The sequence below is a fragment of the Polaromonas sp. P4_F4 genome (assembly GCF_056401355.1).
Genome location: NZ_JBFUJO010000027.1, coordinates 37,599 through 63,007, shown reverse-complemented (window position 1 = coordinate 63,007; position 25,409 = coordinate 37,599). Strand labels below are relative to the sequence as shown.

Annotated in this window: 21 protein-coding genes; all 21 read right to left on the bottom strand. The window is 62.0% G+C overall.

Annotation, left to right across the window (positions count from 1 at the left end):
• On the bottom strand, nt 1-198 hold a 198-nt coding region (locus AC1DUR_RS22080; protein WP_477722011.1), incomplete at its 3' end, for a transposase.
• A gap of 1,233 nt (nt 199-1,431) precedes the next feature.
• Entirely contained in the window at nt 1,432-1,608 is a 177-nt protein-coding gene (locus AC1DUR_RS22075) for a hypothetical protein (RefSeq protein WP_477720574.1), read from the bottom strand.
• 24 nt (nt 1,609-1,632) lie between these two features.
• Nucleotides 1,633-2,556 carry a UDP-3-O-acyl-N-acetylglucosamine deacetylase gene (gene lpxC / locus AC1DUR_RS22070; protein WP_477720573.1) on the bottom strand — a complete coding sequence of 308 codons (924 nt, stop codon included), beginning with the start codon at nt 2,554-2,556 and terminating at the stop codon, nt 1,633-1,635.
• A 264-nt stretch (nt 2,557-2,820) separates the two neighbouring features.
• The gene (gene ftsZ, locus AC1DUR_RS22065; protein WP_477720572.1) at nt 2,821-4,050 is read right to left on the bottom strand and encodes a cell division protein FtsZ; all 1,230 of its coding nucleotides are present in this window, start codon (nt 4,048-4,050) and stop codon (nt 2,821-2,823) included.
• Nucleotides 4,051-4,195: 145 nt separating this feature from the next.
• Nucleotides 4,196-5,425 (bottom strand): cell division protein FtsA, encoded by a 1,230-nt coding sequence (gene ftsA / locus AC1DUR_RS22060; RefSeq protein ID WP_477720571.1) that lies wholly within the window; start codon nt 5,423-5,425, stop codon nt 4,196-4,198.
• 6 nt (nt 5,426-5,431) lie between these two features.
• Nucleotides 5,432-6,223, bottom strand: coding sequence for a cell division protein FtsQ/DivIB (locus AC1DUR_RS22055; RefSeq protein ID WP_477720570.1), 792 nt, complete (start codon nt 6,221-6,223; stop codon nt 5,432-5,434).
• A gap of 8 nt (nt 6,224-6,231) precedes the next feature.
• A complete protein-coding gene (locus AC1DUR_RS22050; protein WP_477720569.1) occupies nt 6,232-7,248 on the bottom strand; it encodes a D-alanine--D-alanine ligase in 1,017 nt (338 codons plus the stop codon).
• Nucleotides 7,245-8,648, bottom strand: coding sequence for a UDP-N-acetylmuramate--L-alanine ligase (murC, locus tag AC1DUR_RS22045; protein ID WP_477720568.1), 1,404 nt, complete (start codon nt 8,646-8,648; stop codon nt 7,245-7,247). The genes AC1DUR_RS22050 and murC overlap by 4 nt, the downstream gene beginning before the upstream one ends.
• Nucleotides 8,645-9,727, bottom strand: coding sequence for an undecaprenyldiphospho-muramoylpentapeptide beta-N-acetylglucosaminyltransferase (gene murG / locus AC1DUR_RS22040; RefSeq protein WP_477720567.1), 1,083 nt, complete (start codon nt 9,725-9,727; stop codon nt 8,645-8,647). The genes murC and murG overlap by 4 nt, the downstream gene beginning before the upstream one ends.
• Entirely contained in the window at nt 9,724-10,986 is a 1,263-nt protein-coding gene (ftsW, locus tag AC1DUR_RS22035; protein WP_477720566.1) for a putative lipid II flippase FtsW, read from the bottom strand. The genes murG and ftsW overlap by 4 nt, the downstream gene beginning before the upstream one ends.
• Nucleotides 10,983-12,758 carry a UDP-N-acetylmuramoyl-L-alanine--D-glutamate ligase gene (gene murD / locus AC1DUR_RS22030; RefSeq protein ID WP_477720565.1) on the bottom strand — a complete coding sequence of 592 codons (1,776 nt, stop codon included), beginning with the start codon at nt 12,756-12,758 and terminating at the stop codon, nt 10,983-10,985. The genes ftsW and murD overlap by 4 nt, the downstream gene beginning before the upstream one ends.
• 3 nt (nt 12,759-12,761) lie before the next feature.
• Nucleotides 12,762-13,940: a phospho-N-acetylmuramoyl-pentapeptide-transferase gene (gene mraY / locus AC1DUR_RS22025; protein WP_477720564.1), complete on the bottom strand. Its 1,179-nt coding sequence runs from the start codon at nt 13,938-13,940 to the stop codon at nt 12,762-12,764.
• Nucleotides 13,941-13,991: 51 nt separating this feature from the next.
• On the bottom strand, nt 13,992-15,371 hold the full coding sequence (locus AC1DUR_RS22020; RefSeq protein ID WP_477720563.1) for a UDP-N-acetylmuramoyl-tripeptide--D-alanyl-D-alanine ligase: 1,380 nt from the start codon (nt 15,369-15,371) through the stop codon (nt 13,992-13,994).
• Nucleotides 15,368-16,873 (bottom strand): UDP-N-acetylmuramoyl-L-alanyl-D-glutamate--2,6-diaminopimelate ligase, encoded by a 1,506-nt coding sequence (locus AC1DUR_RS22015; protein WP_477722153.1) that lies wholly within the window; start codon nt 16,871-16,873, stop codon nt 15,368-15,370. Before AC1DUR_RS22015 ends, AC1DUR_RS22020 begins: the two co-directional genes overlap by 4 nt.
• Nucleotides 16,870-18,603 (bottom strand): peptidoglycan D,D-transpeptidase FtsI family protein, encoded by a 1,734-nt coding sequence (locus AC1DUR_RS22010; RefSeq protein WP_477720561.1) that lies wholly within the window; start codon nt 18,601-18,603, stop codon nt 16,870-16,872. Before AC1DUR_RS22010 ends, AC1DUR_RS22015 begins: the two co-directional genes overlap by 4 nt.
• The gene (gene ftsL / locus AC1DUR_RS22005) at nt 18,596-18,889 is read right to left on the bottom strand and encodes a cell division protein FtsL (protein ID WP_477720560.1); all 294 of its coding nucleotides are present in this window, start codon (nt 18,887-18,889) and stop codon (nt 18,596-18,598) included. The genes AC1DUR_RS22010 and ftsL overlap by 8 nt, the downstream gene beginning before the upstream one ends.
• A gap of 220 nt (nt 18,890-19,109) precedes the next feature.
• Nucleotides 19,110-20,027: a 16S rRNA (cytosine(1402)-N(4))-methyltransferase RsmH gene (rsmH, locus tag AC1DUR_RS22000; RefSeq protein WP_477720559.1), complete on the bottom strand. Its 918-nt coding sequence runs from the start codon at nt 20,025-20,027 to the stop codon at nt 19,110-19,112.
• A 9-nt stretch (nt 20,028-20,036) separates the two neighbouring features.
• Nucleotides 20,037-20,465 carry a division/cell wall cluster transcriptional repressor MraZ gene (gene mraZ, locus AC1DUR_RS21995; protein ID WP_477720558.1) on the bottom strand — a complete coding sequence of 143 codons (429 nt, stop codon included), beginning with the start codon at nt 20,463-20,465 and terminating at the stop codon, nt 20,037-20,039.
• 540 nt (nt 20,466-21,005) lie between these two features.
• Nucleotides 21,006-22,841: an STAS domain-containing protein gene (locus tag AC1DUR_RS21990; RefSeq protein ID WP_477720557.1), complete on the bottom strand. Its 1,836-nt coding sequence runs from the start codon at nt 22,839-22,841 to the stop codon at nt 21,006-21,008.
• Nucleotides 22,842-22,880: 39 nt separating this feature from the next.
• Entirely contained in the window at nt 22,881-23,939 is a 1,059-nt protein-coding gene (gene dksA / locus AC1DUR_RS21985) for an RNA polymerase-binding protein DksA (RefSeq protein ID WP_477722152.1), read from the bottom strand.
• 340 nt (nt 23,940-24,279) lie between these two features.
• Complete coding sequence (locus AC1DUR_RS21980; protein ID WP_477720556.1) at nt 24,280-25,338, bottom strand: CobW family GTP-binding protein; 1,059 nt, start codon at nt 25,336-25,338, stop codon at nt 24,280-24,282.
• Between the last annotated feature and the right edge of the window lie 71 nt (nt 25,339-25,409).

Sequence of the window (25,409 nt, the reverse complement as noted above, 5' to 3'; positions counted from 1 at the left end):
CTCGATCGGTGGCGCCCTTCCGGCCAACTCGCCGTCTCGCACTTGCTTGCGCCACTTCGAAAGCATGAAAGGATGAATGTCCAAGGACTCGGCCACATCCTTCACCAACACGCCCGGCTGGTTGCTCAATTGAACGGCTCTGAGCTTGAATTCAACGCCGTAGTTCTTGATTTTTACTGGCCCTTGTCGTTTTGCCATTGACCACTCTCTCCGTTAGGTAAGAGTGTCAACTAAAACGAGACAAGCTCCACGTCCGCGTTGACCGCCCTGTTAGCCGGCCTCCAGGATGGCCTCGAAGTCGAGTGGAAGATGCTAAAGAGCATCAAGCGCCAGCCGCCAAAACTCTCGTTGAAGACCTGATGGTAGTACTGCTTGACCCTGTATCCATCGCTCATCATCGCCGCGCGCAGAGTTGCTCACATAAGCCGCTCTAGAGAGTACGTCAGCAGATTCGGGCGGCCCGGCAGGCTTTGACTTGAGCTTAACCAGATCGAGCTCAAAAGATTCGGGCTGCTCCGTGTCCGCAAGCAACTCAACAGAGACCCAGCCTGCGATTTCAAATCGGTCTGAATTGTCACGCAAGGTCCGGAGCGACACCCATTGTTCCGGAGGGAGTGAGCCTTCCTCAGCCGATCGAACTATCACACTATCTGGGACCAATTTGCACGCGTAGTCCGTGGTACGGAGGAAATACCATGTGGCATCCACGAGCTCGCGCGCTCGCCGGGAACTTGGCGGTGCCGCGTCATTGTGCTCTATGTCGTTCCGAAGTTCGAAGAGCTGCTTAACCAGGAGTGGCCGGGCAAGACCAACCTGCTCGAGCCTCTCAAGTGATCCGAGGGTCCTCGGAAACATTGCGCCGAAGCCGTAAAGCTCCTCGAGGTGTTGCAAGCGGCTATTGATCGCACGTTTGAGGCCGAGGACCGAGTCCGCGACTGAAAACTCGGATTCACTCGTGGCGAGGACATTTTCGGCGTGGGCGAGAATGGCATGGGGACGTCGCACGCGGTCAATCTCGGTGCGCCGCCCACCATAAAAGTCATGCGTCCAGCTAAAGACTTTGTGGGATAACCAAAGGTGCATGGCCGTGTCTGCCGGCTAACGTAACGTATGCCGCAAAACCTGCGGTATATATCGACCACTGCGGTTTAATCTGGACACGAAAACCTCCCGTAACTGGCTCGCCTGTCAGGTTTCAGGCACATGCACTGTATTTTTACGCAGTTATAAATTTTTCACGAAACCCTGCAACCCAAGCTGCGATCCACGTCTGCTCGATCAGGTCATGGAACGGCCTCACTACCTTCACTATAGCCTCAGCCTTGAAGAGGTTGACCTGTACTGGATCCGCTTTTTGTTTGCTGGCGCGACCGGCAGGCGCCCCCAAGCTGATGGTCTTCAACTGCCATTACGCCATTGAGATCTGATCCGCTACGCCACCCGCTCCAGAATCAGCACTGCAAAGAATCCAAAGGCGGCAATCAGCGTCCACTTGAGGACGATCAGGCCGAATCGCCTGAACCGCGGCTGCCCCGTTCCCGCGTAAAACATGAAGGACATGGCGGAGACCAGCAGCAGCAGCAGGACGAGCCAGCGAAAGAGCAGCATGGCGTGTGGACTGTCTGTTGCGGGCTACCAGGCGCGCGCCAGGGTGGCAAAGCCCTGAGGAGCCCGTTTTTCGTCTGCAAAGGTGACAACTTCGTAAGCGTCCTGGTGGGCCAGCAGCTCACGCAGCAGCTTGTTGTTCATCGCATGGCCGGAGCGGAAGGCGCTGTAGGCTGCCAGCAGCGGTTTGCCCAGCAGGTACAGGTCGCCCATGGCGTCGAGGATCTTGTGCTTCACGAACTCGTCGTTGTAGCGCAGGCCCTCGGTGTTGAGCACCTTGTAGTCGTCCATGACGATGGCGTTGTCGAGTCCACCACCGAGTGCCAGCCCGTTGGCGCGCATCATTTCGACGTCTTTGGTGAAGCCGAAGGTACGGGCGCGGGCGATGTCGCGGGTGTAGGAGCCCGAACTCAGGTCGAACTCCACGCGCTGGCCGGTGGAGTCAACGGCCGGGTGGTCAAAGTCAATTTCAAAACTCAGCTTGTAGCCTTCGTAAGGGCTCAGGCGTGCCCACTTGGCGGCGGCGCCTTCGCCTTCGCGCACCTCGACCGGCTTGAGCACGCGAATGAAGCGCTTGGGCGCGGACTGCAGCTCGATGCCGGCGGACTGCAGCAGAAAAACGAACGAAGAGGCCGAGCCATCCAGAATGGGCACCTCTTCCGCGGTGATGTCGATGTACAGGTTGTCGATGCCCAGCCCCGCGCAGGCCGACATCAGGTGCTCGACGGTGTGCACCTTGGCACCACCGGCCGAGATGGTCGACGCCAGCCGGGTGTCGGTCACGGCCTGCGCCGAGATGACGATGTCCACCGGCTGCGGCAAATCCACCCGCCGAAACACAATGCCGGTATCCGGCGGCGCCGGCCGCAAGGTCAACTCCACCCGCTGGCCGCTGTGCAGGCCTACGCCCACGGCCTTGGTCAGGGATTTGAGTGTTCTTTGGGCAAGCATCTGTTTATTTTAATTTGAGCGCGGCCATTTCACGGGTAGGGGATAACAATGCCGCACATAGCCAGGCCCTAAAGAGAATCGCGACGAACGTCCAATGAGCGTCCCGAGGGACTACAGAGGACTACAGAGGACTACAGAGGACTACAGAATGATCGAATGGAAAGCGTAGCGAGCGGTCCGAGGTTGAGCCGAGGAGCACAGCCGTACTGCCGTACGGCGCGCACCACAGGCTCAAGATCGGGCCGCGCAGTAGCTTTACTTCGATCAGTCGGCCTGCTTCCTGAGAAACGCCGGGATCTCGAAATCATCCATGCCGCCAGAGGCCAGCGCATCGACCTTGGCTGCCGCCTGGGTGCGGTTGGTGCGCCACACGCTGGGCACGGTCATGTTGCCGTAGTCAGGCTGCATGCTACCCATGGCCGTCTGCGGCACGCCTGCGCCGCCCGCCACCGTGTTGAGCGTGGGCACGTTGAAGGGCACGTTGTCGGTGCCCGTGCGCAGAACCTGCAGCGGCGGCGCGTGGCGGCGCACACCCTGGCGGCTCAGGCCCGTGGCGACCACCGTGACACGGATATCGTCACCCAGTTCGTCGTCGTAAGCCGTGCCGTAGATCACGTGCGCATCGGGAGAGGCGTAGGCGCGGATGGTGTTCATCGCCAGCTTGGACTCGCTCAGCTTGAGTGAGCCCTTGGCCGCGGTGATCAGCACCAGCACGCCCTTGGCGCCTGACAGGTCAATGCCTTCCAGCAGGGGGCAAGCCACCGCCTGTTCGGCCGCGATGCGGGCGCGGTCGGGACCGTTGGCCTTGGCCGTGCCCATCATGGCCTTGCCGGGCTCGCCCATCACGGTGCGCACGTCTTCAAAGTCAACGTTGACATGGCCGGGCACATTGATGATCTCGGCGATGCCGCCGACGGCGTTTTTCAGCACGTCGTTGGCATGGGCGAAGGCTTCATCCTGAGTCACGTCATCGCCCAGCACTTCGAGCAGCTTTTCGTTGAGCACCACGATCAGCGAGTCGACATTGGCTTCCAGTTCGGACAGGCCGAGGTCGGCGTTGGTCATGCGGCGGCCGCCTTCGAATTCGAAAGGCTTGGTCACCACCCCCACCGTCAAAATGCCCATCTCCTTGGCCACGCGGGCAATCACCGGCGCCGCACCGGTGCCGGTGCCGCCACCCATGCCGGCCGTGATGAACAGCATGTGCGCGCCGGCAATGGCGCTGCGGATGTCGTCCACCGCCAGCTCGGCCGCGTCCCGGCCCTTGTCGGGCTTGCTGCCCGCCCCCAGCCCGCTGCTGCCCAGCTGGATGGTCTTGTGCGCGCTGCCGCGGCTGAGGGCCTGCGCGTCGGTGTTGGCGCAGATGAACTCGACGCCCTGCACGTTGCAATCGATCATGTGACCGACGGCATTGCCGCCACCACCACCGACACCGATCACCTTGATTTGTGTGCCCTGGTTGAATTCTTCGATTTCAATCATTTCGATGCTCATTGGGAGCCTCCTATCAATAAACTGCAGTTGCCAAAATTTTTCTAAACGGTCTTGATGCCTGAACCCCCCTGTCACGCAGGGGGGTCTGCTCCTCCGCAGTGGGTGCAGCGTGAAGGACGACGAATGAAACTGAAGTAGTTGTTCATCAGAAATTCCCCACAAACCAGTCTTTGACACGACCAAAAGCGTTGTGCATGCTGCCCGCCTTCTGCGCCACCTTGTAGCCCCGCATGCGTGCGAGCCGCGCTTCCTCGAGCAAACCCATCACCGTTGCGGCCCGGGCCTGCGCCACCATGTCGGACAGCGCGCTGGAGTAGCGCGGTATGCCGCGCCGCACCGGCTTGAGGAAGATGTCCTCGCCAAGCTCCACCATGCCCGGCATCACCGCGCTGCCGCCGGTGATCACGATGCCCGACGACAGCACCTCTTCGTAGCCCGACTCGCGGATGACCTGCTGGACCAGCGAATAAATCTCTTCAATGCGCGGCTCGATCACGCCGGCCAGGGCTTGCTTGCTGAGCATGCGCGGGCCGCGATCGCCCAGACCCGGAACCTCGACCTGCGTGTCGGGATCGGCCAGCAGCTGCTTGGCATAGCCGCTTTCGACCTTGATGTCCTCGGCATCCTTAGTAGGCGTGCGCAGGGCCATGGCGATATCGCTGGTGATCAGGTCGCCGGCAATCGGAATCACGGCGGTGTGCCGGATGGCGCCGCCGGTGAAGATGGCGACATCGGTGGTGCCCGCGCCAATGTCCACCAGCGCCACACCCAGCTCCTGCTCGTCCTGTGTCAACACGGCCAGGCTGGAGGCCAGCGGGTTGAGCATCAGCTGGTCGACCTCCAGCCCGCAGCGCCTGACACACTTGATGATGTTCTCGGCAGCGCTTTGCGCGCCGGTCACGATATGCACCTTGGCCTCGAGCCGGATGCCGCTCATGCCGATCGGCTCGCGCACATCCTGGCCGTCGATGACAAATTCCTGCGGCTCCACCAGCAGCAGCCGCTGGTCGGTCGAGATGTTGATGGCCTTGGCTGTTTCGATCACGCGGGCCACATCGGCCTGCGTCACTTCCTTGTCTTTCACCGCGACCATGCCGCTGGAATTGATGCCGCGGATATGGCTGCCGGTGATGCCGGTGTAGACCCGTGCGATCTTGCAGTCGGCCATCAACTCGGCCTCCTTCAGCGCCTGCTGGATGCTTTGCACCGTGGCGTCAATATTGACCACCACGCCGCGCTTGAGGCCATTGCTGGCCGCAATGCCCAGGCCTGCAAGCTTGAGTTCACCGCCCGGCATGACCTCTGCAACCACGGCCATGACCTTGCTGGTTCCGATGTCCAGTCCGACTACCAGGTCCTTGTATTCTTTGGCCATATATATTTACCTTTTCACTTTCCTGTCTTCTTTGTCACCAGCGTTCACCGTGGTAACACCCCTCAGCCTGATCGCATAACCGTTGCCATAGCGCAGGTCGGCGGACTCCAGGTCCCGTCCATACCTTGACGAGACCTGTGTCAGCGTTGCGATAAACCGCCGTACACGCACCTGTAATTCCTCCAGCGAGCCGCTTCCCAGCTCGATCACGGCGCCACTGTCGAGCCGCGCGCGCCAGCTTCCCTGTCCGGTCAGCTCCAGCTTCTCCAGCACTGCGTCCAGTCCTTCGAACATCGGGGACAGCAGCTGGTAAGCCTGGAGCACGAGCGGCGCCCGTCCCTGCGGGCCGTTGAGCAGCGGCAGGTCTTCGGCCTCCACATCGCCCTGGTTCGCTTCGAACACCTCGCCAAAACTGTTGACCAGGCGGGCCTCGCCTTCCGGGCCCCAATAGGCGATGGCCTTGTGCTCCTGCAGCACCACCTTGAGCCGGTTGGGAAACTCGCGCTGCACCAGCGCGCGGCGAACCCAGGGTACGGCTTCGAAGGCCGTCCGCGTATGGGCCAGGTCCACCGTGAAAAAATTGCCGCGCAACTTGGGCGCCACATTGGCGCGCAGGGTGACCGCGTTGTTGTGGGCCAGATCACCCTGCACGCGGATGCCGTTCAGGTTGAAAAGGGGCTGCCGCATCAGCCACGCCACGGCCAGCGCCAACACCATGGCCGCAAACACCAGGCCAAAAAGCACCGAAAAGGTGTTCATCAGCTTGATGTCCGCCGGCAGGGCGACTGGCATTGGCATGGTGCGGCTCAAGGGGTGCCTCCCCCTTGCGTTTGATGATCGAGCGCGGTGGTCTTCAGCACCTCGAGGCACAGGTCCTCATAGGAAATTCCGGCCGCCCGTGCCGACATGGGCACCAGCGAGTGGCCGGTCATGCCGGGCGAGGTATTGATTTCAAGCAGGTAGGGCTTGCGCGTTGCCTTGTCAATCATCACGTCGGCGCGCGCCCAGCCGCGGCAGTTGAGCGTGCGGTAAGCCTGCAGGACCAGCTGCTGGATGACGGCCTCTTCGCCTTCAGGCAGGCCGCAGGGCACCAGATACTGCGTAGTGTCGGTGAAGTATTTGTTCTGGTAGTCGTAATTGCCGTCGGGCGCAACGATGCGGATGACAGGCAGGGCGCGTGCCTCGCTGCCGGTTCCCAGTACCGGGCAGGTCACCTCGTCGCCACTGATGAACTGCTCGCACAGGATGTCGGCATCCAGCTTTTCAGCCTGCGCCACCGCATCTGCCATGCTGGCCCGCTCGGTCACCTTGGTCAACCCGATCGATGAGCCTTCCCGTGCGGGCTTGACAATCAGCGGCAAGCCCAGCTTGTCAGGGACGGCGCTCACGTCGGCGCTGCCATAGCTGCCCCGGCGCAACAGCACATAGGTGGGGGTCGGCAGGCCTTCGGCGAGCATGACCCGCTTGGTCATCACCTTGTCAATGGCCATGCTGGATGCCATAACGCCGGAGCCGGTATAGGGTATGCCCAGCAACTCCAATGCGCCCTGCACCGTGCCGTCTTCGCCGAACCGGCCATGCAGTGCGATGAAACAGCGCGCAAACCCGTCCTTTTTCAACTCGCTGATGTCGCGCTCGGCCGGGTCAAACGCATGGGCGTCCACACCGCGGGAACGTAACGCCTGCAACACGCCACGGCCCGACATCAGGGAGATCTCGCGCTCGGCCGACATGCCCCCCATGAGGACGGCGACCTTGCCAAACGTGGCCCCCGCGCTTGTCCCGGCGCTCACGGCCTGGGATGTGTCTGAGTTGCTACTCACTGCGCACCTTCCAGTTCCAACAATTTGCCGGGCACGAGCCCAATCGATCCGGCACCCATGCACATCACGACATCGCCTCCCAGTGCGTTATCCAGGATGGCTTGCGGCATCGCGTCGATCTCGCTCACAAATACCGGCTCCAGCTTGCCCGCCACGCGCAGCGCGCGCGCCAGCGAGCGGCCGTCAGCCGCCACGATGGGCGTCTCGCCGGCGGCATAGACTTCGGCCAGCAGCACGGCATCGGCCTGGCCGATGACCCTGACGAAGTCCTCAAAGCAGTCACGCGTACGGGTATAGCGGTGCGGCTGGAATGCCAGCACCAACCGTCTGCCCGGGAAGGCGCCGCGCGCAGCAGCCAGCGTCGCCGCGACCTCGACCGGATGGTGGCCGTAATCCTCGATGACCGTGAAATGGCCGCCGCCTTTGGCGGGCACATCGCCGTAGCTCTGGAAGCGCCGGCCCACGCCCCGGAATTCAGCCAGCGCTTTTTGCACCGCCGCATCCGGCACGTTGAGCTCCACCGCCACCGCAATGGCCGACAGGGCATTGAGCACGTTGTGCTCGCCAGCAAGGTTGAGCACCACCTCCAGGTCGGGCAGCGTGACACCGTTGCGGCGCTGCGCCGTGAAGTGCATTTGCGCGCCCACCGGCCGTACATTGACGGCCCGCACCTGTGCGTCTTCACCGAAGCCATAGCTGGTGATCGGGCAGGAGACATGCGGGACGATGTCGCGCACGGCGGGGTCGTCGGTACACAAAATCGCCGTGCCGTAAAAGGGCATGCGGTGCAGGAAATCGACAAAGGCCTTCTTCAGGTTGCCGAAATCGTGGCCGTAGGTTTCCATGTGGTCGGCGTCGATGTTGGTGACGACCGCCATCACGGGCAGCAGGTTCAGGAAGGAGGCATCCGATTCGTCGGCCTCGACCACGATGTAGTCGCCCGAGCCGAGCTTGGCATTCGCGCCGGCGCTGTTGAGCCGGCCGCCGATGACAAACGTCGGGTCCAGCCCGCCTTCGGCCAGCACACTGGCCACCAGGCTGGTGGTGGTGGTTTTGCCATGCGTGCCGGCAATCGCAATGCCCTGCTTCAGGCGCATCAGCTCGGCCAGCATCAGGGCACGGGGCACCACGGGAATGCGCTTTTCGCGCGCTGCCAGCACTTCGGGATTGTCGGGCTGCACGGCGGTGGAGGTCACCACCGCATCCACCATGGCCAGGTTGTCGGCGGCATGCCCGACAAAGGTCTTGATGCCGAGCCTGGCCAGCCGCTGCAGCGTGGCGCTGTCCGACAGGTCAGACCCCGAAATGACGTAGCCCAGGTTGTGCAGCACTTCGGCAATGCCTGACATGCCGGAGCCGCCCAACCCGATGAAGTGAATGTTTTTAATGGCGTGTTTCATCTTGCAAGCTCCTCGCAAGCGGCCACAACGCGCGTTGTGGCATCAGTTTTTTGCATGGTTTTGGCTTTTAGCGCGCATTGAAGCAGCGCGGATCGCTCAGTTTTTTGTAGCAAGTCGGCCAGTGCGGCGGCGCTCATGTCGCGCTGCTGCAGCAACCAGCCGCCCCCCTGGTCGACCAGGAACCGGGCATTCGTCGTCTGGTGGTCATCGACCGCGGAAGGAAAGGGCACAAACAGCGCTGCAGCCCCCACGGCGGCAATTTCAGTGACCGTGCTGGCGCCAGCGCGGCAAATGATGAGGTCGGCATCGGCAAATGCCTGTGCCGTGTCCTCAATGAAGGGCGTCAGTTCTGCCTGCACGCCGGCGGCTGCATAGTTGGCACGCAATTCGTCGATCTGGCGGATCCCGCTTTGATGCGTGACGTCGGGGCGCAGGGCTGGCGGCATCAGGGACAGGGCTTTGGGCACCAACTCATTCAGGGCCCTGGCCCCGAGGCTGCCACCGACCACCAGCAGCTTCAAGGGCCCTGCCCGGCCGGCAAATCGGGTTGCGGGATCCGGCTGGCGGGTGAAGGCGGGGCGCAGGGGGTTGCCGATCCATTCGGCTTTCCTGAACACGCCGGGGAAGGCCGTGAAGACGCGATCGGCCACGCCGGCCAGCACCTTGTTGACCATGCCCGCCACGGAGTTCTGTTCATGCAGCACCAGCGGCTTGCCCAGCAGCACGCTCATCATGCCGGCCGGAAAGGCGATGTAGCCGCCCAGCCCGACCACCACATCAGGCTTGACACGCCGCACAACCTGGATGCTCTGCCAAAAGGCCTTGAGCAGGCGCAGCGGCAGGAACACCAGGGTGACCGGGCCCTTGCCGCGCACGCCGGAGAAATCGATTGACTCGAAAGCGAAGCCGCGTGGTGGCACCAGCTGGCTTTCCATGCTGGGGTGGCCCGCATTGCCCCGGCCGCCCAGCCAGTGCACCCGCCAGCCGCGCTCGCGCAAGGCCTCGGCCACGGCGAGGCCCGGAAAAATATGGCCCCCGGTTCCGCCGGCCATCACCAAGGCGCAGTGTTGCTTGCTCATGCCCGGCCTCCGCGCATCAACAGTCGATTCTCATAATCGATTCTTAACACCACGGCCAAGGCAATCAGGTTCATCAAAATGGCCGAGCCGCCATAGCTCATCAGCGGCAGGGTCAGGCCCTTGGTGGGCAAGGCACCGAGGTTCACGCCGATGTTGATGAAGGTCTGGAAGCCCATCCAGATGCCGACACCTTGTGCCACCAGCCCGGCAAACAGACGGTCCAGTGCGATCGACTGGCGGCCGATGTGCATGATGCGGCGGGTCATCCACATGAACAGGCCAATCACCACGAGCACACCCAGCAGGCCGAACTCTTCGCCGATCACGGCCATCAGGAAGTCGGTGTGCGCCTCGGGCAGCCAGTGCAGCTTCTCGATGCTGCCGCCCAGGCCCACGCCAAAAATCTCGCCGCGCCCGAAAGCGATCAGCGAATGCGACAGCTGGTAGCCCTTGCCCATGGAGTACTTGTCGCTCCAGGGATCCAGGTAGGCAAAAATCCGCTCGCGGCGCCATTCGCTGAGCATCACCATCAGGCCAAATGCGACCACCACCACGGCCGCAATCACGAAGAACATGCGCGCATTGACGCCGCCGAGAAAGAGGATTCCCATCGCGATGACCGAGATCACCATGAAAGCGCCCATGTCAGGCTCGGCCAGCAGCAGCAGGCCCACGATGCCAATCGCCACCGCCATGGGCAACACAGCGCGAAAGAAGCGCTCCTTCACTTCCATCTTGCGAACCATGTAATCCGCGGCGTAGAGCAGCACCGCAAACTTCGCCAGCTCCGAGGGCTGGAAATTCATGAAGCCCATTGAAATCCAGCGCCGCGCGCCATTGACGCCCTTGCCGATAAAGGGCAGCAGTACCAGCATCAGCAGCAGCAGGGACAGCACAAACAGCCAGGGAGCCAGCTTTTCCCAGGTCGCCATGGGAACCTGAAACGCCAGATACGCCACGATGAAAGCCACCACCAGTGACAACACATGACGCAGCAGGAAATGCGTGTGCGCATAGCGGGAAAACTTGGGGTTGTCGGGCATCGCCACCGATGCCGAATACACCATGACCAAGCCCCACATCAGCAAGGCCACCGTCACCCAGACCAGCGCCTGGTCAAACCCCGCCATGCGAACAGGCGCAGCCGGGCTTCGGGACAGGCTCTGCCGACCGAGGCGAACGGGCAGCACATCCGCAGCGACCGCGCCGACGCCGCCGAGACCGGAAAGCCAACCCCAAAGGCGTGCAGCCACGGTCACAACACCACCCCCTGTTCCTGGGCCAGCGCCTGCACCGCATCACAAAAGACCTGGGCGCGGTGTTCGTAGTTGTCAAACATGTCAAAACTGGCGCAGGCGGGCGACATCAGGACAGCGTCACCGGTATGGGCCTGCGCGGCCGCCAGGCTCACCGCCTCCTGCATCGACGCGGCGTCCAGCAGCGCCACCTGGCTGGCCTGCAGGGCAGACCGGATGAGGGGCGCGTCCTTGCCGATCAGCACCACGGCGCGGGCATGGCGCGACACGGGCTCGGCCAGCGGCGAAAAATCCTGCCCCTTGCCTTCGCCGCCCAGAATCACCACCAGCTTGCGTTCGGCCCCCAGACCCACCAGTGCCGCCGCGGTGGCGCCGACATTGGTGCCCTTGCTGTCGTCGAAATATTCGACATCGTTCACCACCGCGATGGATTCCACGCGGTGCGGCTCGCCCCGGTACTCGCGCAGACCATGCAGCATGGGCGCAAGGCTGCAACCGGCCGCGACGGCCAGCCCGAGCGCCGCCAGCGCATTGGTGGCGTTGTGGCGGCCGCGAATGCGCAGGGCATCCAGCGGCATCAGGCGCTGGATGTGCAGCTCCACTTCTTCACCCTTGCGGCGCTTGATGGTTTCATCGGCTTCCGCGGCGCGCACCAGCCACGCCATGCCATTGACGGTTTCGATGCCGTAGTCACCGGGTCGCTGGGGCTCCCCGGCGCCAAAAGTCGAATGCGGGCGAACCTGCGGAGGCCGCAGGCGTACCTTGACGGGCGGCGGAAGCATCTCCATCACCCGGGGATCGTCACGGTTAAGCAGCATGAAGGTGCTGCGTCCAAATATCCGGGCCTTGGCCGCGACGTAAGCATCCATGTCGCCGTGCCAGTCCAGATGATCCTGGGTCACATTCAACACCACGGCAGCCGTCGGCTCAAAGTCCTGCGCATCCGCGAGCTGGAAGCTGGACAGTTCCAGCACCCACACCTGCGGCAGGGTGTCCGCGTCAAGACGCGCAGACAGCGTATCGAGCAGCGTCGGGCCGATATTGCCTGCAACGGCAACAGTTTTTCCGGCCCGTTGCACCAGTTGGCCGACCAGGGAAGTCACCGTGGTTTTGCCGTTGGTTCCCGTGATGGCCAGCACCACCGGCCTGTAGCCAGCGGGCTGTTCGGCCGGCGCGGGGGCGAGCAGAGCGGGCAACGCAGCGTCTTCGCCGGCATCTTCCGAGGCAGGCGCGCTTTCCGCAGCATCTGGCGCGGGCATCTCTTCCAAGTCGCCGGAGGAATCAGTCACCACAGCGGCTTCGCCCTCAAGCGAGCCGGCGGCATCCGTTACATCGGATACATCGGATACATCGGGCAATGGCGATTCAATCACCGGTTCAGGCGATTCAAGAGGCTGGGGATTTTCTTCCACCACCTCCGTTGTCAGCACCTCGCGGAGATCGGCCAGGGCCCGAGAGAACAGATCAAGTTCACCCCCGACAGGCAAGCCCATGGCACGCGCGGCATCGACCACAGGAGCGATCACGGCAGGCGCCAATCCTGGCGAACGATAGACTGCGCGCACGGCGCTACCCTGCACGAGGTCCGGCGTAAAAGCGCCTCTCACAAACTTCACCCCGGGAAGTTCCTGCCGAAGCGTCGCGAGCAATGCGGGCGCATCGCGTGTGTCAGCGACCGTCACCAATGCCCCATGGCGGACGCACCAGCGCGCCATGGCCAAGCCGGACGCGCCCAGGCCCAGGATCAGCACGGTTTGGTCTTGTAAATGCCTCATGCCTTACCTGAGCTTCAAGGTTGACAGGCCGACCAGGCACAGCAGCATGGTGATGATCCAGAAGCGGACGACCACTTGCGTTTCTTTCCAGCCGCTTTTCTCGAAGTGGTGGTGCAGCGGCGCCATCTTGAAGAGGCGCCGGCCTTCGCCGTAGCGCTTCTTGGTGTACTTGAACCAGGTCACCTGCATCATCACGGACAGGGCCTCGACGACAAAAATGCCGCCCATGATGGCCAGCACAATTTCCTGGCGCACGATGACGGCGATGGTGCCCAGCGCCGCCCCCAGCGCCAGTGCGCCGACGTCCCCCATGAACACCTGGGCCGGGTGCGTGTTGAACCACAGGAACGCCAGCCCGGCCCCCGCCATGGCCGAGCAAAAGATCAGCAGCTCACCGGAGCCGGGAATGTGCGGAAAGAAAAGGTATTTGGAGTAGACCGCGCTACCGGTCACATAGGCGAACACGCCCAGTGCAGACCCCACCATGACTACCGGCATGATGGCCAGCCCGTCCAGGCCGTCGGTCAGGTTGACGGCATTGCTTGAGCCAACGATTACCAGGTAGGTCAGAATCACAAAACCAAACACACCCAGCGGATAACTGATTTCCTTCACGAAGGGCACCAGCAGACCGGCCTTGGGCGGCAGGTTGACGTCAAATCCCGACTGCACCCAGCTGAAAAACAGTTCCAGCACGCGCAGGTTGGAACTCTCCGAGATGCTGAACACCAGGTACAGCGCCGCCACCAGGCCAATCAGCGATTGCCACAGGTATTTTTCACGCGATCGCATGCCTTCCGGATCTTTCAGCACCACCTTGCGCCAGTCGTCGGCCCAGCCGATGGCACCGAATCCCAGGGTGACGAGCAGCACAATCCACACGAAGCGGTTGGACAGGTCAAACCACAGCAGGGTCGAAATGCCGATGGACATCAGGATCAGCACGCCCCCCATGGTGGGCGTTCCGCTCTTGCTCAGGTGTGTCTGCATCGCATATTCGCGGATGGGCTGGCCGATCTTCAGCGAAATCAGCCGGCGAATGACAAACGGCCCGGCAAGCAGGCCGATCAGCAGCGCCGTGAGCGCGGCCATGACGGCACGGAATGTCAGGTACTGAAACACCCTGAACGACCCGAATTCAGGGGAAATCGACTGGAGCCACTGGGCCAGGCTAAGCAGCATGAAATGCCTCCTGCCGAGCCGCCGGCAGCGAACGCATGTAAGCGTGGGGGCTCATGTTTCTTCCTTGTAGTTTTGTGTGTTATCTGCAATGGCCTGGACCACCTGCTCCATCTTCATGAAGCGGGAGCCCTTCACCAGCACGCTGCCGGCCTGCGGCAATTCAGCCAACACGGCGGCGGCCAGATCAGCCATCTGGTTGAAATGGCGTCCCGCGCCGAAAGCGGTGCCCGCCCCTTGGGACTGGGCGCCCAGCGTGAAAAGCTGCTCGATGCCCCGCGCGCGAGCATACCGGCCGGCTTCTTCGTGGAACTGGGGGCCCTGGTCGCCCACCTCACCCATGTCGCCCATGACCAGCAGGCGCGGCGCCGGCAACTCGGCCAGCACCTCGATGGCCGCGCGCATGGAGTCGGGATTGGCGTTGTAGGTGTCGTCGATCAATGTCACCACACGATTCGCCAGGCGCACGGTCACGGCGCGGGAACGCCCCTTGACCGGGGCGAATTCCGGCAAACCCGCCGCGATGGCTGGCAGGGGAACGCCGGCGGCCAGCGCACAGGCGATGGCGGCCAGCGCATTCTTGACGTTGTGCCGGCCCGCAATATGCAGGGAAAAATCAAGCGGACCTGAGGGTGTCCGGGCCGCAACCTGCCAGCAGTCGCCGCTCCACTGCGCCTGGGCCGTGACATCGGCCGGACCCGTTTGTGCAAAAGTCAGCACGCGGCGCGCCCCCGCGAGGCCGCGCCAGATAGCGGTGTAGTCATCATCGGCAGGAAAAACGGCAATGCCATCCGTGCCGAGGGCCTGCAGGACGGAGCCGTTCTCCCGGGCGACGGCTTCCACCGTGGCCATGAATTCAAGGTGCTCGCGCTGGGCGTTATTGACCAGCGCCACGCCGGGCCTGACCAGTGCGGCGAGGTAGGCGATTTCTCCGGGATGGTTCATGCCCAGCTCCACCACGCCCACCTCATGGGAGGCACGAAGGCGCAACAACGTCAGGGGCACCCCAATATCGTTGTTGAGATTGCCTTCCGTGGCAAAAGCCTGCGTGGATTTCCAGGCCCGCAGGATAGCCGCGATCATCTGCGTCACCGTCGTTTTGCCGTTGCTTCCCGTCACCGCAATGAGGGGCAAGCTGAATTGCGAACGCCAGCCGGCCGCCAGCTGGCCGAGCGCCAGTTTCGAGTCAGCCACCTCCAGACCCGGCAGACCTGCCGCGGCCAGGCCATGGTGGGCAATCGCCGCCACGGCGCCCTGCGCCTTGGCCTGCGCCAGAAATTCATGGGCGTCAAAGCGCTCGCCCTTGAGCGCCACGAACAGGTCGCCGGCCTGCAGGCTGCGGGTATCGGTGTGCACGCGCAGAGGCTTCACGCTGCCATCACCCACCAGCCGGGCCGACGGCAACCAGCCCAGCGCCTGTTGCAAGGTCATCATGCGGAGCCTCCCCCGGCCTGGCGTGCCACGCGCGCCGCATTCAGGGCGAGGGCGGCTTGCGCCTGCGCCCTGTCGGAAAACGGAAGCTTCACGCCCTGGATCTCCTGATAACTTTCATGCCCCTTGCCCGCCAGCAGCACCACATCATGGGCTTGCGCCACGCTCAGCGCATGCGCAATCGCCGAACCCCGGTCTGCCTGCACGTGCACGGCGTCGCGGTGATTCAACCCCCTCAGCACCTGGTCGATGATGGCCAGTGGGTTCTCACTGCGCGGGTTGTCGCTGGTGACCACCACTTTGTCGGCATTTTTTTCCACCACCGCAGCCATCAGCGGACGCTTGCCGGCATCGCGGTCTCCGCCACAGCCAAAGACGCACCAGAGCTGGCCACCGCGGCTGCGCGCGACCGGCTGGAGCGCTGTGAGTACTTTTTCCAGGGCGTCGGGCGTGTGCGCGTAATCGATGACGACCAGCGGCAGGCCTTCTTCCGCCAGCGTGTCCATGCGCCCCGGCACCGGCAGCAGGTCGGCACACGCGCCCACCGCGTCGGCCAGCGGTATGCCCATGGCACGCAGGGCCGCGATGACGCCCAGCAGGTTGTACACGTTGTACTGGCCGACCAGCTTGCTGGACACTCGGTGCTGCTCCGCGCCTTCGACGACATCAAAACTCACGCCATTCATGCCGTGGTGGATTTTTTGTGCATGAATCCGGGCCGGCCCTGTGCAGGACAATGTCCAGACATCCAGGTCCGAGCCGGCCAGCGAAGCGCTCAACTCAAGGCCTTTGCCATCGTCCACGTTGATGACTGCCGCCTTCAGGCCAGGCCAGCTGAACAGCATTTTCTTGGCCTCCCAATAGGCCGGCATGGACGGGTGGTAGTCGAGATGGTCCTGCGTGAAGTTGGTGAAGATCGCGACCTGTATGGTGGTGGCATCCAGACGCCGCTCCACCAGCCCTATCGAGGAAGCCTCCAGGGCGCAGGCGGCGAAGCCCTCGTCCACAAAACGGCGCAGTTGCTGCTGGAGCAGCACAGGATCAGGTGTGGTCAACCCCGTGAAAACCACCGCACCGGGCTCCCCGATGCCCAGGGTTCCCACGACACCGCATTTGCGCCCCAGCCTGCCCAGCGCCTGGGCCAGCCACCATGTTGTCGATGTCTTGCCATTGGTGCCGGTGACGGCTGCGACCTGCAGGTGCCGGCTCGGCTCATCAAAATAGGCAGCGGCGATGGGGCCGGTTGCCGCCTTGAGTCCCGCGTAAGCGGCCACCCTTTCATCTTCCGGGCCACGGGGCTCAAAGCCCTGCAACTCCACCAGGCAGGCGCGAGCGCCCGAAGCCAGTGCGTCACCAAGATACTTCCGGCCATCCGTCGCAGCGCCGGGCCATGCAATGAATCCGTCACCGCCGCCCACCATGCGGCTGTCCGTCCGCAGGCTGCCGGTCACGCGCTCACGCAACCAGCGGGCCGCCTGCTCGGGGGTATGGAGCTGGGTTGTCAAAACGACTCCTCGACAGCCTGCGTCACGATTTGCGGCTTGACGCTCACGTCCGGCTGAACGCCCATCATGCGCAGCGTCTGCTGCACCACTTCACTGAAAACCGGCGCCGCCGCAACGCCGCCAAAATACTGGCCATCACTCGGCTCGTCGATCATCACCGCGACGATGATGCGCGGTGCCTCGATAGGCGCCATGCCGGTGAACCAGGCACGGTATTTGTTGCTCGCATAGCCCTTGCCGACCTGCTTGTGCGCCGTGCCCGACTTGCCGCCAACCGAATAGCCGACCGTCTGTGCCAGTTGGCCGGTGCCACCCGGTGCCGCAGCCATCTGGAGCATCCTTCGCACCGCATGCGCGTTCTCGGCAGAAAACACCCTGACGCCGACGGCGGGCTCAGTGCTCTTGAGCATGGTAACCGGAATGATCCGCCCATCGTGCGCAAACGAGGTATAGGAATGCGCCATCTGGAACAGCGAGGCCGAGAGCCCGTAGCCATAAGCCATGGTCGCCTGCTCAACAGGCCGCCAGCTTTTCCAGGGTCGCAGCCGGCCTGTCACGGCGCCGGGAAACTGGATCTGGGGCTTCTGCCCGTAACCGAGCGCGGTGTAGGTATCCCACATCTCGTGCGGACTCATTTTTTGCGCGATTTTCAACGCCCCGACGTTGCTCGACTTCTGGATCACGCCCTCGACGGTCAGCGTGCCGTAGTTGTGGGTATCGCTGATGGTGAAGCCGCCGATGCTGAAGCGGCCAGGCCCGGTTTCGACGAGGGTCTGCGGTTTGACCCGGCCGGCTTCCAGCGCCATGGCGACCGTGATCGGCTTCATCGTTGAACCGGGCTCGAAGGTGTCAGTCAGCGCGCGGTTGCGCAGTTGCTCGCCCGTGAGGTTCTGCCGCTTGTCAGGCACGTAGCTCGGGTAGTTGGCGAGCGCCAGCACCTCGCCGGTGATCGCATCAAGCACCACCACGCTGCCGGCCTTGGCCTTGCGCGCGGTCACGGCGTCGCGCAGCTTCTGGTAAGCGAAGAACTGCACCTTGCTGTCGACGCTTAACTGGATGTCTTTGCCCTCGATCGGCGGCACCTGCTCACCAACGCCCTCAACCACGCGACCGAGCCGGTCCTTGATGACACGCCGTGAGCCCGCCTTTCCGGCGAGCTCCTTGTTGAACGTGAGTTCGATGCCTTCCTGGCCGTTGTCTTCGACGTTGGTGAACCCAACCACATGGGCAGCCGCCTCGCCTTCAGGGTACTTGCGCTTGTATTCCCGGCGCGCATAGATCCCCTTGATGCCCATCGCATGGATTTGCTGGGCTATCGGCTCGTCGACCTGGCGCTTGAGCCAGACAAAAGTTTTGTCCTCGTTACCCAGTTTTTTCTTCAGATCAGCCTGCGGCATTTCCAGCAGCCTGGCGAGTTCTGCAAGCTGGGCCCTGCTCGCTTCGACGTCTTCCGGGATGGCCCAGATACTGGGAGCAGGCACGCTGGAAGCCAAAATCAGGCCATTGCGATCGAGAATACGGCCGCGATTGGCCGGCAACTCCAGCGTTCGGGCAAAGCGGACTTCACCCTGGCGCTGGAAAAATTCATTGCCGAAAACCTGGATGTACGCGGCCCGCCCCGCCAGCCCCACAAAAGCCAGGGCAATGGCCGCCACAATAAATTTGCTGCGCCAGACCGGCGTCTTGCTGGCCAGCAAGGGGCTGGAGCTGTAGAGAACGCTCCTACTCATGCGGCACCCCGGCAACCGCAGCATCCCGATAGGTCACATACTGCGTGATGGCCGGCGTTGCCGTGCGCATCTGCAGGCGATCCCTGGCGAGTTTCTCAACCCGAAGAGGCGTGGCCTGGGCACGCTTTTCAAGCTGCAGGCGTTCATTATCCGTTTCGATTTGCCGGCTGTGGGCGGTGGCCTTTTCAAGCTCCACATACAGGCGACGCGACTCGTACTGAGTGCTCACCAGATAAAGCGCACTGGCCAACACGGCCAGCAGCAGGACGAGGTTCAGGCGGAGCATCTGATGGCCCCCACGCTTGTCACTGCGTGTACTGCGCTGCCCCCCGAGGGGGCCGCTGCGCCTGCGGTCTGGCAAAGCCAGTCCCGCGGCCCCTGCTGGGATGAAGAGTCCCCACGCTTGCTCACTCCGTGTAGCTCCCGAGGCCCTGCAGGCCGCGGCTCGCGGGACGCTTCACCTCTGTCGTTCAACCCCCGAGGGGCTAGGAGCAGTTTTGCGGTATTCATGCGCTCACCTCGGTGCGCTCGGCCACCCGCATCACGGCGCTGCGGGAACGGGGGTTGGCGGCAATCTCCTCTTCGCTGGGCTTGATGCGGCCCAGGGCCTTGAGCCTCATGGCCTTGGGCGCGGCAAACGGGGCGCGGCGGTCAAACACTTCGCGCGACTGCCCGGCGATGAATTGCTTGACGATGCGGTCTTCGAGCGAATGAAAACTGATCACCACCAGACGGCCTCCCGGTTGGAGTACTTTCAGCGAAGCTTCTAACGCCTGTTGCAGCTCTTCAAGCTCGGCGTTGATGAAAATCCGAAGAGCCTGAAATGTGCGCGTTGCAGGGTCCTTGCCCGGCTCGCGGGTTTTGACCGCGCCAGCCACGACTTCGGCCAGCTCAGCGGTGGTTCGAAGAGGGCCCCGTTCCTGTCGGCGACGATCAATCGCCTTTGCAATCTGTTGAGCAAACCGTTCTTCGCCATATTCACGAATCACCTCCGCCATTGTTTCTATGGATGCGTCTGTCAGCCACTCGGCCACACTCTGGCCACGCGTCGTATCCATGCGCATGTCCAGAGGCCCCTCCGAACGAAAGGAAAAGCCGCGCAGCGGGTTGTCGATCTGGGGTGAGCTCACGCCAAGGTCCATCAGCACGCCCGCTGCGCTGGCAGCGGGCAGTTGACCCAGGTGCATGAAGCCTTCGTGGCGAATTGAAAAGCGCGGGTCGGCGATGGTTTGCGCTTCCGCGATGGCGTCGAGGTCCTTGTCGAAGGCCGTGAGACGCCCTTGCGGCGAAAGCCGGGACAGCAAGAGGCGCGAATGCCCGCCGCGACCGAAAGTCGCGTCGATGTAGTGGCCGTCCGGGTTGATGTGAAGCGCCGCTATGGCTTCGTTCAACAAGACGGTGCGATGTGTCCATGTGTCTTGCACCGTCTTCTTTCAGAATGAAAAGTCTCTGAAGACATCGGGCATTTCACCCTTCATCTGCTCGGCCTCCTGGGCGGCATACGTCGCAGCGTCCCAGAGTTCGAAGTAGCTACCCATGCCGAGCAGCACCGTATCCTTGCTGATGCCGGCAGCTTGCCGAAGTTCAGGCGAAACCAATACACGGCCAGTCGCATCCATGTCCACATCCATCGCATTACCCAGGAAAATCCGTTTCCACCATTGGGCCTGCATGGGCAGCGAGGCGATGCGGTCGCGGAATTTCTCCCATTCGTTGCGTGGGAAAATCATAAGGCAGCCGTGCGGATGTTTGGTGATGGTGAGCTGGCTGGAGGCAGTGGCGCTCAGCACGTCGCGATGCCGGGTCGGCACAGAGAGCCGCCCCTTGGTATCGAGAACTAGAGATGAAGCACCTTGAAACACCGTTACAAACCTTTAGAGAACACTTTTCACCACTAAATTGCACTTTTTCCCACTTTATCAGGAAACATTCCGCAAGCAAGAGGTTTGACACAAATTTTTTCAATGAAATCAAGGACTTAGAAGCATCTTCAGAAGTCATATGGAATTTAAAAAGTGTTCTAAATTAAGCACTTAGCAAAGCCAATGAAAGTGTTGCATTAAGGGACGCGCAGGACGGCATGCCAATGGATGGACTCCCAGGCCATGCCTGATGACGCCCCGGCGATGTCAAGACAGTGCGAAAGGTAAGTATCAGCAACGTTCCTGTTTTTTTGAAAACAGTCGGCAGGTCACTCACTCATGACGACCGGTCATAGCGAACGATATAAGCCGCAAGCAGGTCGCAAGCAATATGGTTTCCGGCCCGGGGCACGGGTGTGGACCCGGTCAAAGACAGAGGTAGCAAGGGGGCAGACAGGTTACGCGGGCTGCGGACAATCGTTTCGCAAGTGCCCCAGATGCAGAAGCACCCCTCGCAGGGCGGGACACGATGAGTGGACCTCAGTCAACTCGAGCAAGCACCCTGGCATGTTCCGTGATTCCGATCACATTGAAAAAAGCAACCACCAGGCGATTGACGTCCGAGAACTGTACGGAGCGGTTTTCAGTCTCGCGGGCCGACACCCAGTTAAGCAACGTTCCTGCGGCAGAAAAATCGACGCGTATGAGCTTGGCGCAGGAGATCAGCATCACGTCTGCCCCCATCAGCTTGGCCCCCAGCTTGTCCAGCACTTCAATGGCATCGCCCTGGATTTGCCCGGACAGTTCCACTGACGCCTGCTGGCTCATCACCGAGCTTTGTCCGTCGATCTGGGTATCCCCCTCCAGACTACTTATGCCGGAGTGTGTGGAGTCGCGAAACACCTCCCCAATGATGGCCTGCCCGCCCATCGAGCCGCCTTTTGTATCCAGCGGCTTGTACTTGCAACGTGCGGCGCCCCAGGCGGGCGGCGAAACCTCGTAAGTCACGCAAAAATCAAGGGCTGCGAGTTCAAAGTCGTCAGGCCGGTGCATGACACGCAGCGCCTCCAGGCGAAGGTGCCACCAGCTGTGAGCTGTATCACGACTGCCCGAAGGTGTGGCGTTTTGCAGGACGTTTAGCAATTTCGCATCGCCAATAAAACCCAGCTGAACAGGCTGTGCCGCCCAACTACTGAATACCCCGGTCAAAGGCCCGAGAGCAGCCAGTTCAATGGTTTTGAGGTTGCTCCAGTCCAGGCGCCACGGCATAGGCGCCTTGGCGGTGGCCGCCTTGAGGGCCGCAACGGTCTGGATGCCCAGCGCCGAAGGACATACCCAGTCGGCAGCAGGCGCGTTGCTTGCCTTGCCAGCCGGGGCACTGAGCTTTTTCACCATGTCCGGCATGGAGAACCACTGCGGAGCCGAACGGTCAAACCGCTCCACAAACTGGATCGCGGCCGTCTCGAATTTTTCCTGCTGACCCGTGGCACGGTACAAATCAAACAGCGCCAGCCATGTTTCAGTGTGCTCCGCGCGAACACCGCCCGGCCCCAATATCTCAAGCAGGCCCGCTTCGGCGCCGGCATCATCGCCATTGGCAAAGCGGATGGCGGCTTCTTCCAGTTCCGCATCGTGCACCCCGTGCCGGGCCCCGTCCTCCTCCACATCCACCGCTGTGAGCTTGGAAGGCGAAAAACCCGATGTACTGCCGTCGTAATCACCCCCAACGCCCGCGAGGCCGCCAATGGCATGGGGCTTCGCAGGAAGGCTGGCTGGCTGGGTAGGTGCGGAGGAGGCTGCAGGCACCGTGAGCAAGGCATCGGGCTGGGTCGGCATCAACTCCTGTGCTGACATTGGAGTTGCCGCTTTTTGGGCGGCAGACTCCAGTCCGTTGGGTTCCGTGGCCTTGTAGGCGGTAGGCAGGGCGTTATCCAGCAGCGAGGTCTGCGTCGCGGCAGGCTTGCCACGGGCCCCAAGGGGTCCTTGAGCAGAATTGCCCTGAACAGTGCCATTCTTGGTTTTCCACCACTGCATGGACATCTGCGCCTCGATCTCATCGATCTTTTTCAGCGTGGATGCACGGTCATCTGGCCTGGAAGGCATGCTGCTCTGGAAAAACGACGGTCGGCCGCCCGGGTCCTGGCCCACGCCCACCATGGCTTCGCGCTTGCGCATTTTGCGCAGCATGTCGAATTCGCGCTTGCGCACAAAGTCGTTGCGCCGCTTGCGCTCAATCATCTCCTTGAGCAATTGCTTGCTCATGGCTTCGTTCCGGTCTGACTGCGCGGAGTCCAGATCCGACCAGTTCGTCGCAGGATTGCGGACGAACTTCACCATCTTGGAGAGCAAGCCGGATTCGGTATCTTCTTTGGACATGACGGGACGGTTAAAAACGTTCAACCAGCAAACCGGCCGTTAGTCACCAAACATCTTTTGCTTGAGCTCACGGCGCTGCTGCGCTTCCAGCGACAAATTGGCGGTGGGACGCGCGATCAGCCGGCCCACACCGATCGGTTCACCGGTTTCGTCACAGTAGCCGTAGTCACCGGAATCGATGCGGGCGATCGACTGCTCGATCTTCTTCAGCAGCTTGCGTTCGCGGTCGCGGGTACGCAATTCAAGGGCATGCTCTTCTTCAATGGTGGCGCGGTCTGCCGGATCGGGCACGACAACGGTGTCTTCGCGCAGGTGTTCTGTGGTTTCACCGGCACTGTTGTGGATTTCCTGCTTGAGCACCGACAGCTTGTGGCGGAAAAATGCCATCTGCTTTTCGTTCATGTACTCGGAATCCGGCATAGCCTTGACTTCCTCGTCGGTCAACTGCTCTGCGGACTTGGTCTTCCAGTTGTTGGCAAGCTTGGGGTCTTTTTTGGCAGCCGCCTGAATGGGCGGCGCGATCACACGTTCGGTCATTATGGAGTAGCTGGCTTTGGCTGCGTCGGGCGCATGGGTTGGCACCATAGGTGCGGGCGGGGGTGATTGGGTCGCCGTCCGGGGGGAACTTCTTCGCCCCGGTTTCAGGGGCGGCGGGGCCCTCAGCACCGATTGCGGGGCAGGTGCCGGAGCAGGGGGAACAGGCATGGCCACAGGCGGTGCTTTCAGGGTGCCGGATACCTTGACGACGGTGTCGTCTTTGGCAACTGGCTTGGTGGGCGCTTTGGCAGCGGGCTTGGTAATCGATTTGGCCACGGGTTTGGAGGATTTGGCAGGCTTGGCGGCCACCTTGGTTTTGGCTAGCGGTTGGGCCACTACCTTTTTGCTGGCGACAGGGGCCGACTTTTTCGGGGACGACACCTTGGCGGACTTTTTGGCAACGGGCGAGGAAGCCGGCTTGGCTTTGGCAGCAGGTTTGACGGCTTTTTTCACGGCCCTGCCCACCGCCGTCGCTGCGGCCTTGGGCGCCGATTTGGCTTTCACCGCTGCTTTGGCAACTGCCTTGGCTGGCGCTTTGGACTTCTTCGCTGGGGCTTTCACAATATGTCTCCTCTCGGAAGCAGCCTTGGGAGAATCCCCGGACTGTCTCCTGGTCAAACTGCTGTCGGACAGTCCGGCCTTACCTTGTGCCGAACGACCCGTTGCCAGATCGCCCGGTTTGTCTGCCGCCTTGCCAGTTTGCACAGGAGCTACTTTAACGCTGCTTGCGGCCTGTTTTCTGCCTGGCTGGCCTCCCGATTCAGCTTTCCGGGTATTTTGGTCGGCGCGCGATTGTAGCGGCTCGCCGGCATGCTGTGACACCCTGAAACCAAATCGTTGGAGAATCGAGACAATCATGAATCCCTCCTGCTTTTTATAAGTTGCAGGAAAACAGCCTACCTCAAACCAGGCACTGCTCCAGGCCCTGCACGAAAATATCTTTGGGCAGATCGATTCCAATGAAGACCATCTTGCTGTTTTTCTGCTCGCCCTCAGCCCAGGCTGGACCCAGGTCACTGCCCATGAGTTGATGCACCCCCTGGAAAATCACCTTGCGGTCGGTCCCCTGCATATTGAGCACGCCCTTGTATCGCAACATGCGCGGGCCGTAGATATTCACGACGGCGCCCAGGAAGTCCTCCAGCTTGGCCGGGCTGAAGGCCTTGTCTGAACGGAACACAAAGCTTTTGACGTCGTCGTCATGGTGATGGTGGTGACCCTCGCCCCCTTCGTGTGCATGTGAGGGATGGTCGCAATGCTCGCCGTGCTCATGGTCGTGATGATCATGCGCCGCGTGCTCTTCGGCTGTGAGGAAGTCGGGATCGATATCGAGCTTGGCATTGAGATTGAAGCCGCGCAGGTCAAACACATCCGCAATCGCCACCTCTCCGAAATGCACGCTCTTCTGGGGCGCGCGGGGATTCATGTGCGTCAGGCGATGCATTAGCGCCTTCACCTCGCCTTCGGCCACGAGGTCGGACTTGCTGATGAATATCTGGTCGGCAAAACCAACCTGGCGGCGCGCTTCCTGGCGGTCATCGAGCTGGGCCTGGGCGTGCTTGGCATCGACCAGGGTCAGGATGGAATCCAGCAGGTACTGCTCGGCAATTTCTTCGTCCATGAAAAAGGTCTGGGCCACCGGCCCCGGGTCAGCCAGGCCGGTGGTTTCAATCACCACGCGATCAAAGTCGAGCAGCCCTTTGCGCTTCTTGGCGGCCAGCAACTGCAGCGTTTCGCGCAAATCCTCGCGGATCGAACAGCAAATGCAGCCGTTGTTCATCTGGATGATGTTTTCCCTGGTGTCATTGACCAGGATTTCGTTGTCGATGTTTTCCTCGCCGAACTCGTTCTCGATGACGGCGATTTTCTGCCCGTGCGCTTCGGTCAGCACACGCTTGAGCAAGGTGGTTTTGCCCGAGCCCAGGAAGCCGGTGAGGATGGTGACGGGGATCAAGCTCATGGTGTCTGCCTAAAAAACGGAGAAATGCAAAAAATGCGCAAAGCGGGAATAGAAACCAAGCTGGGGAGTTT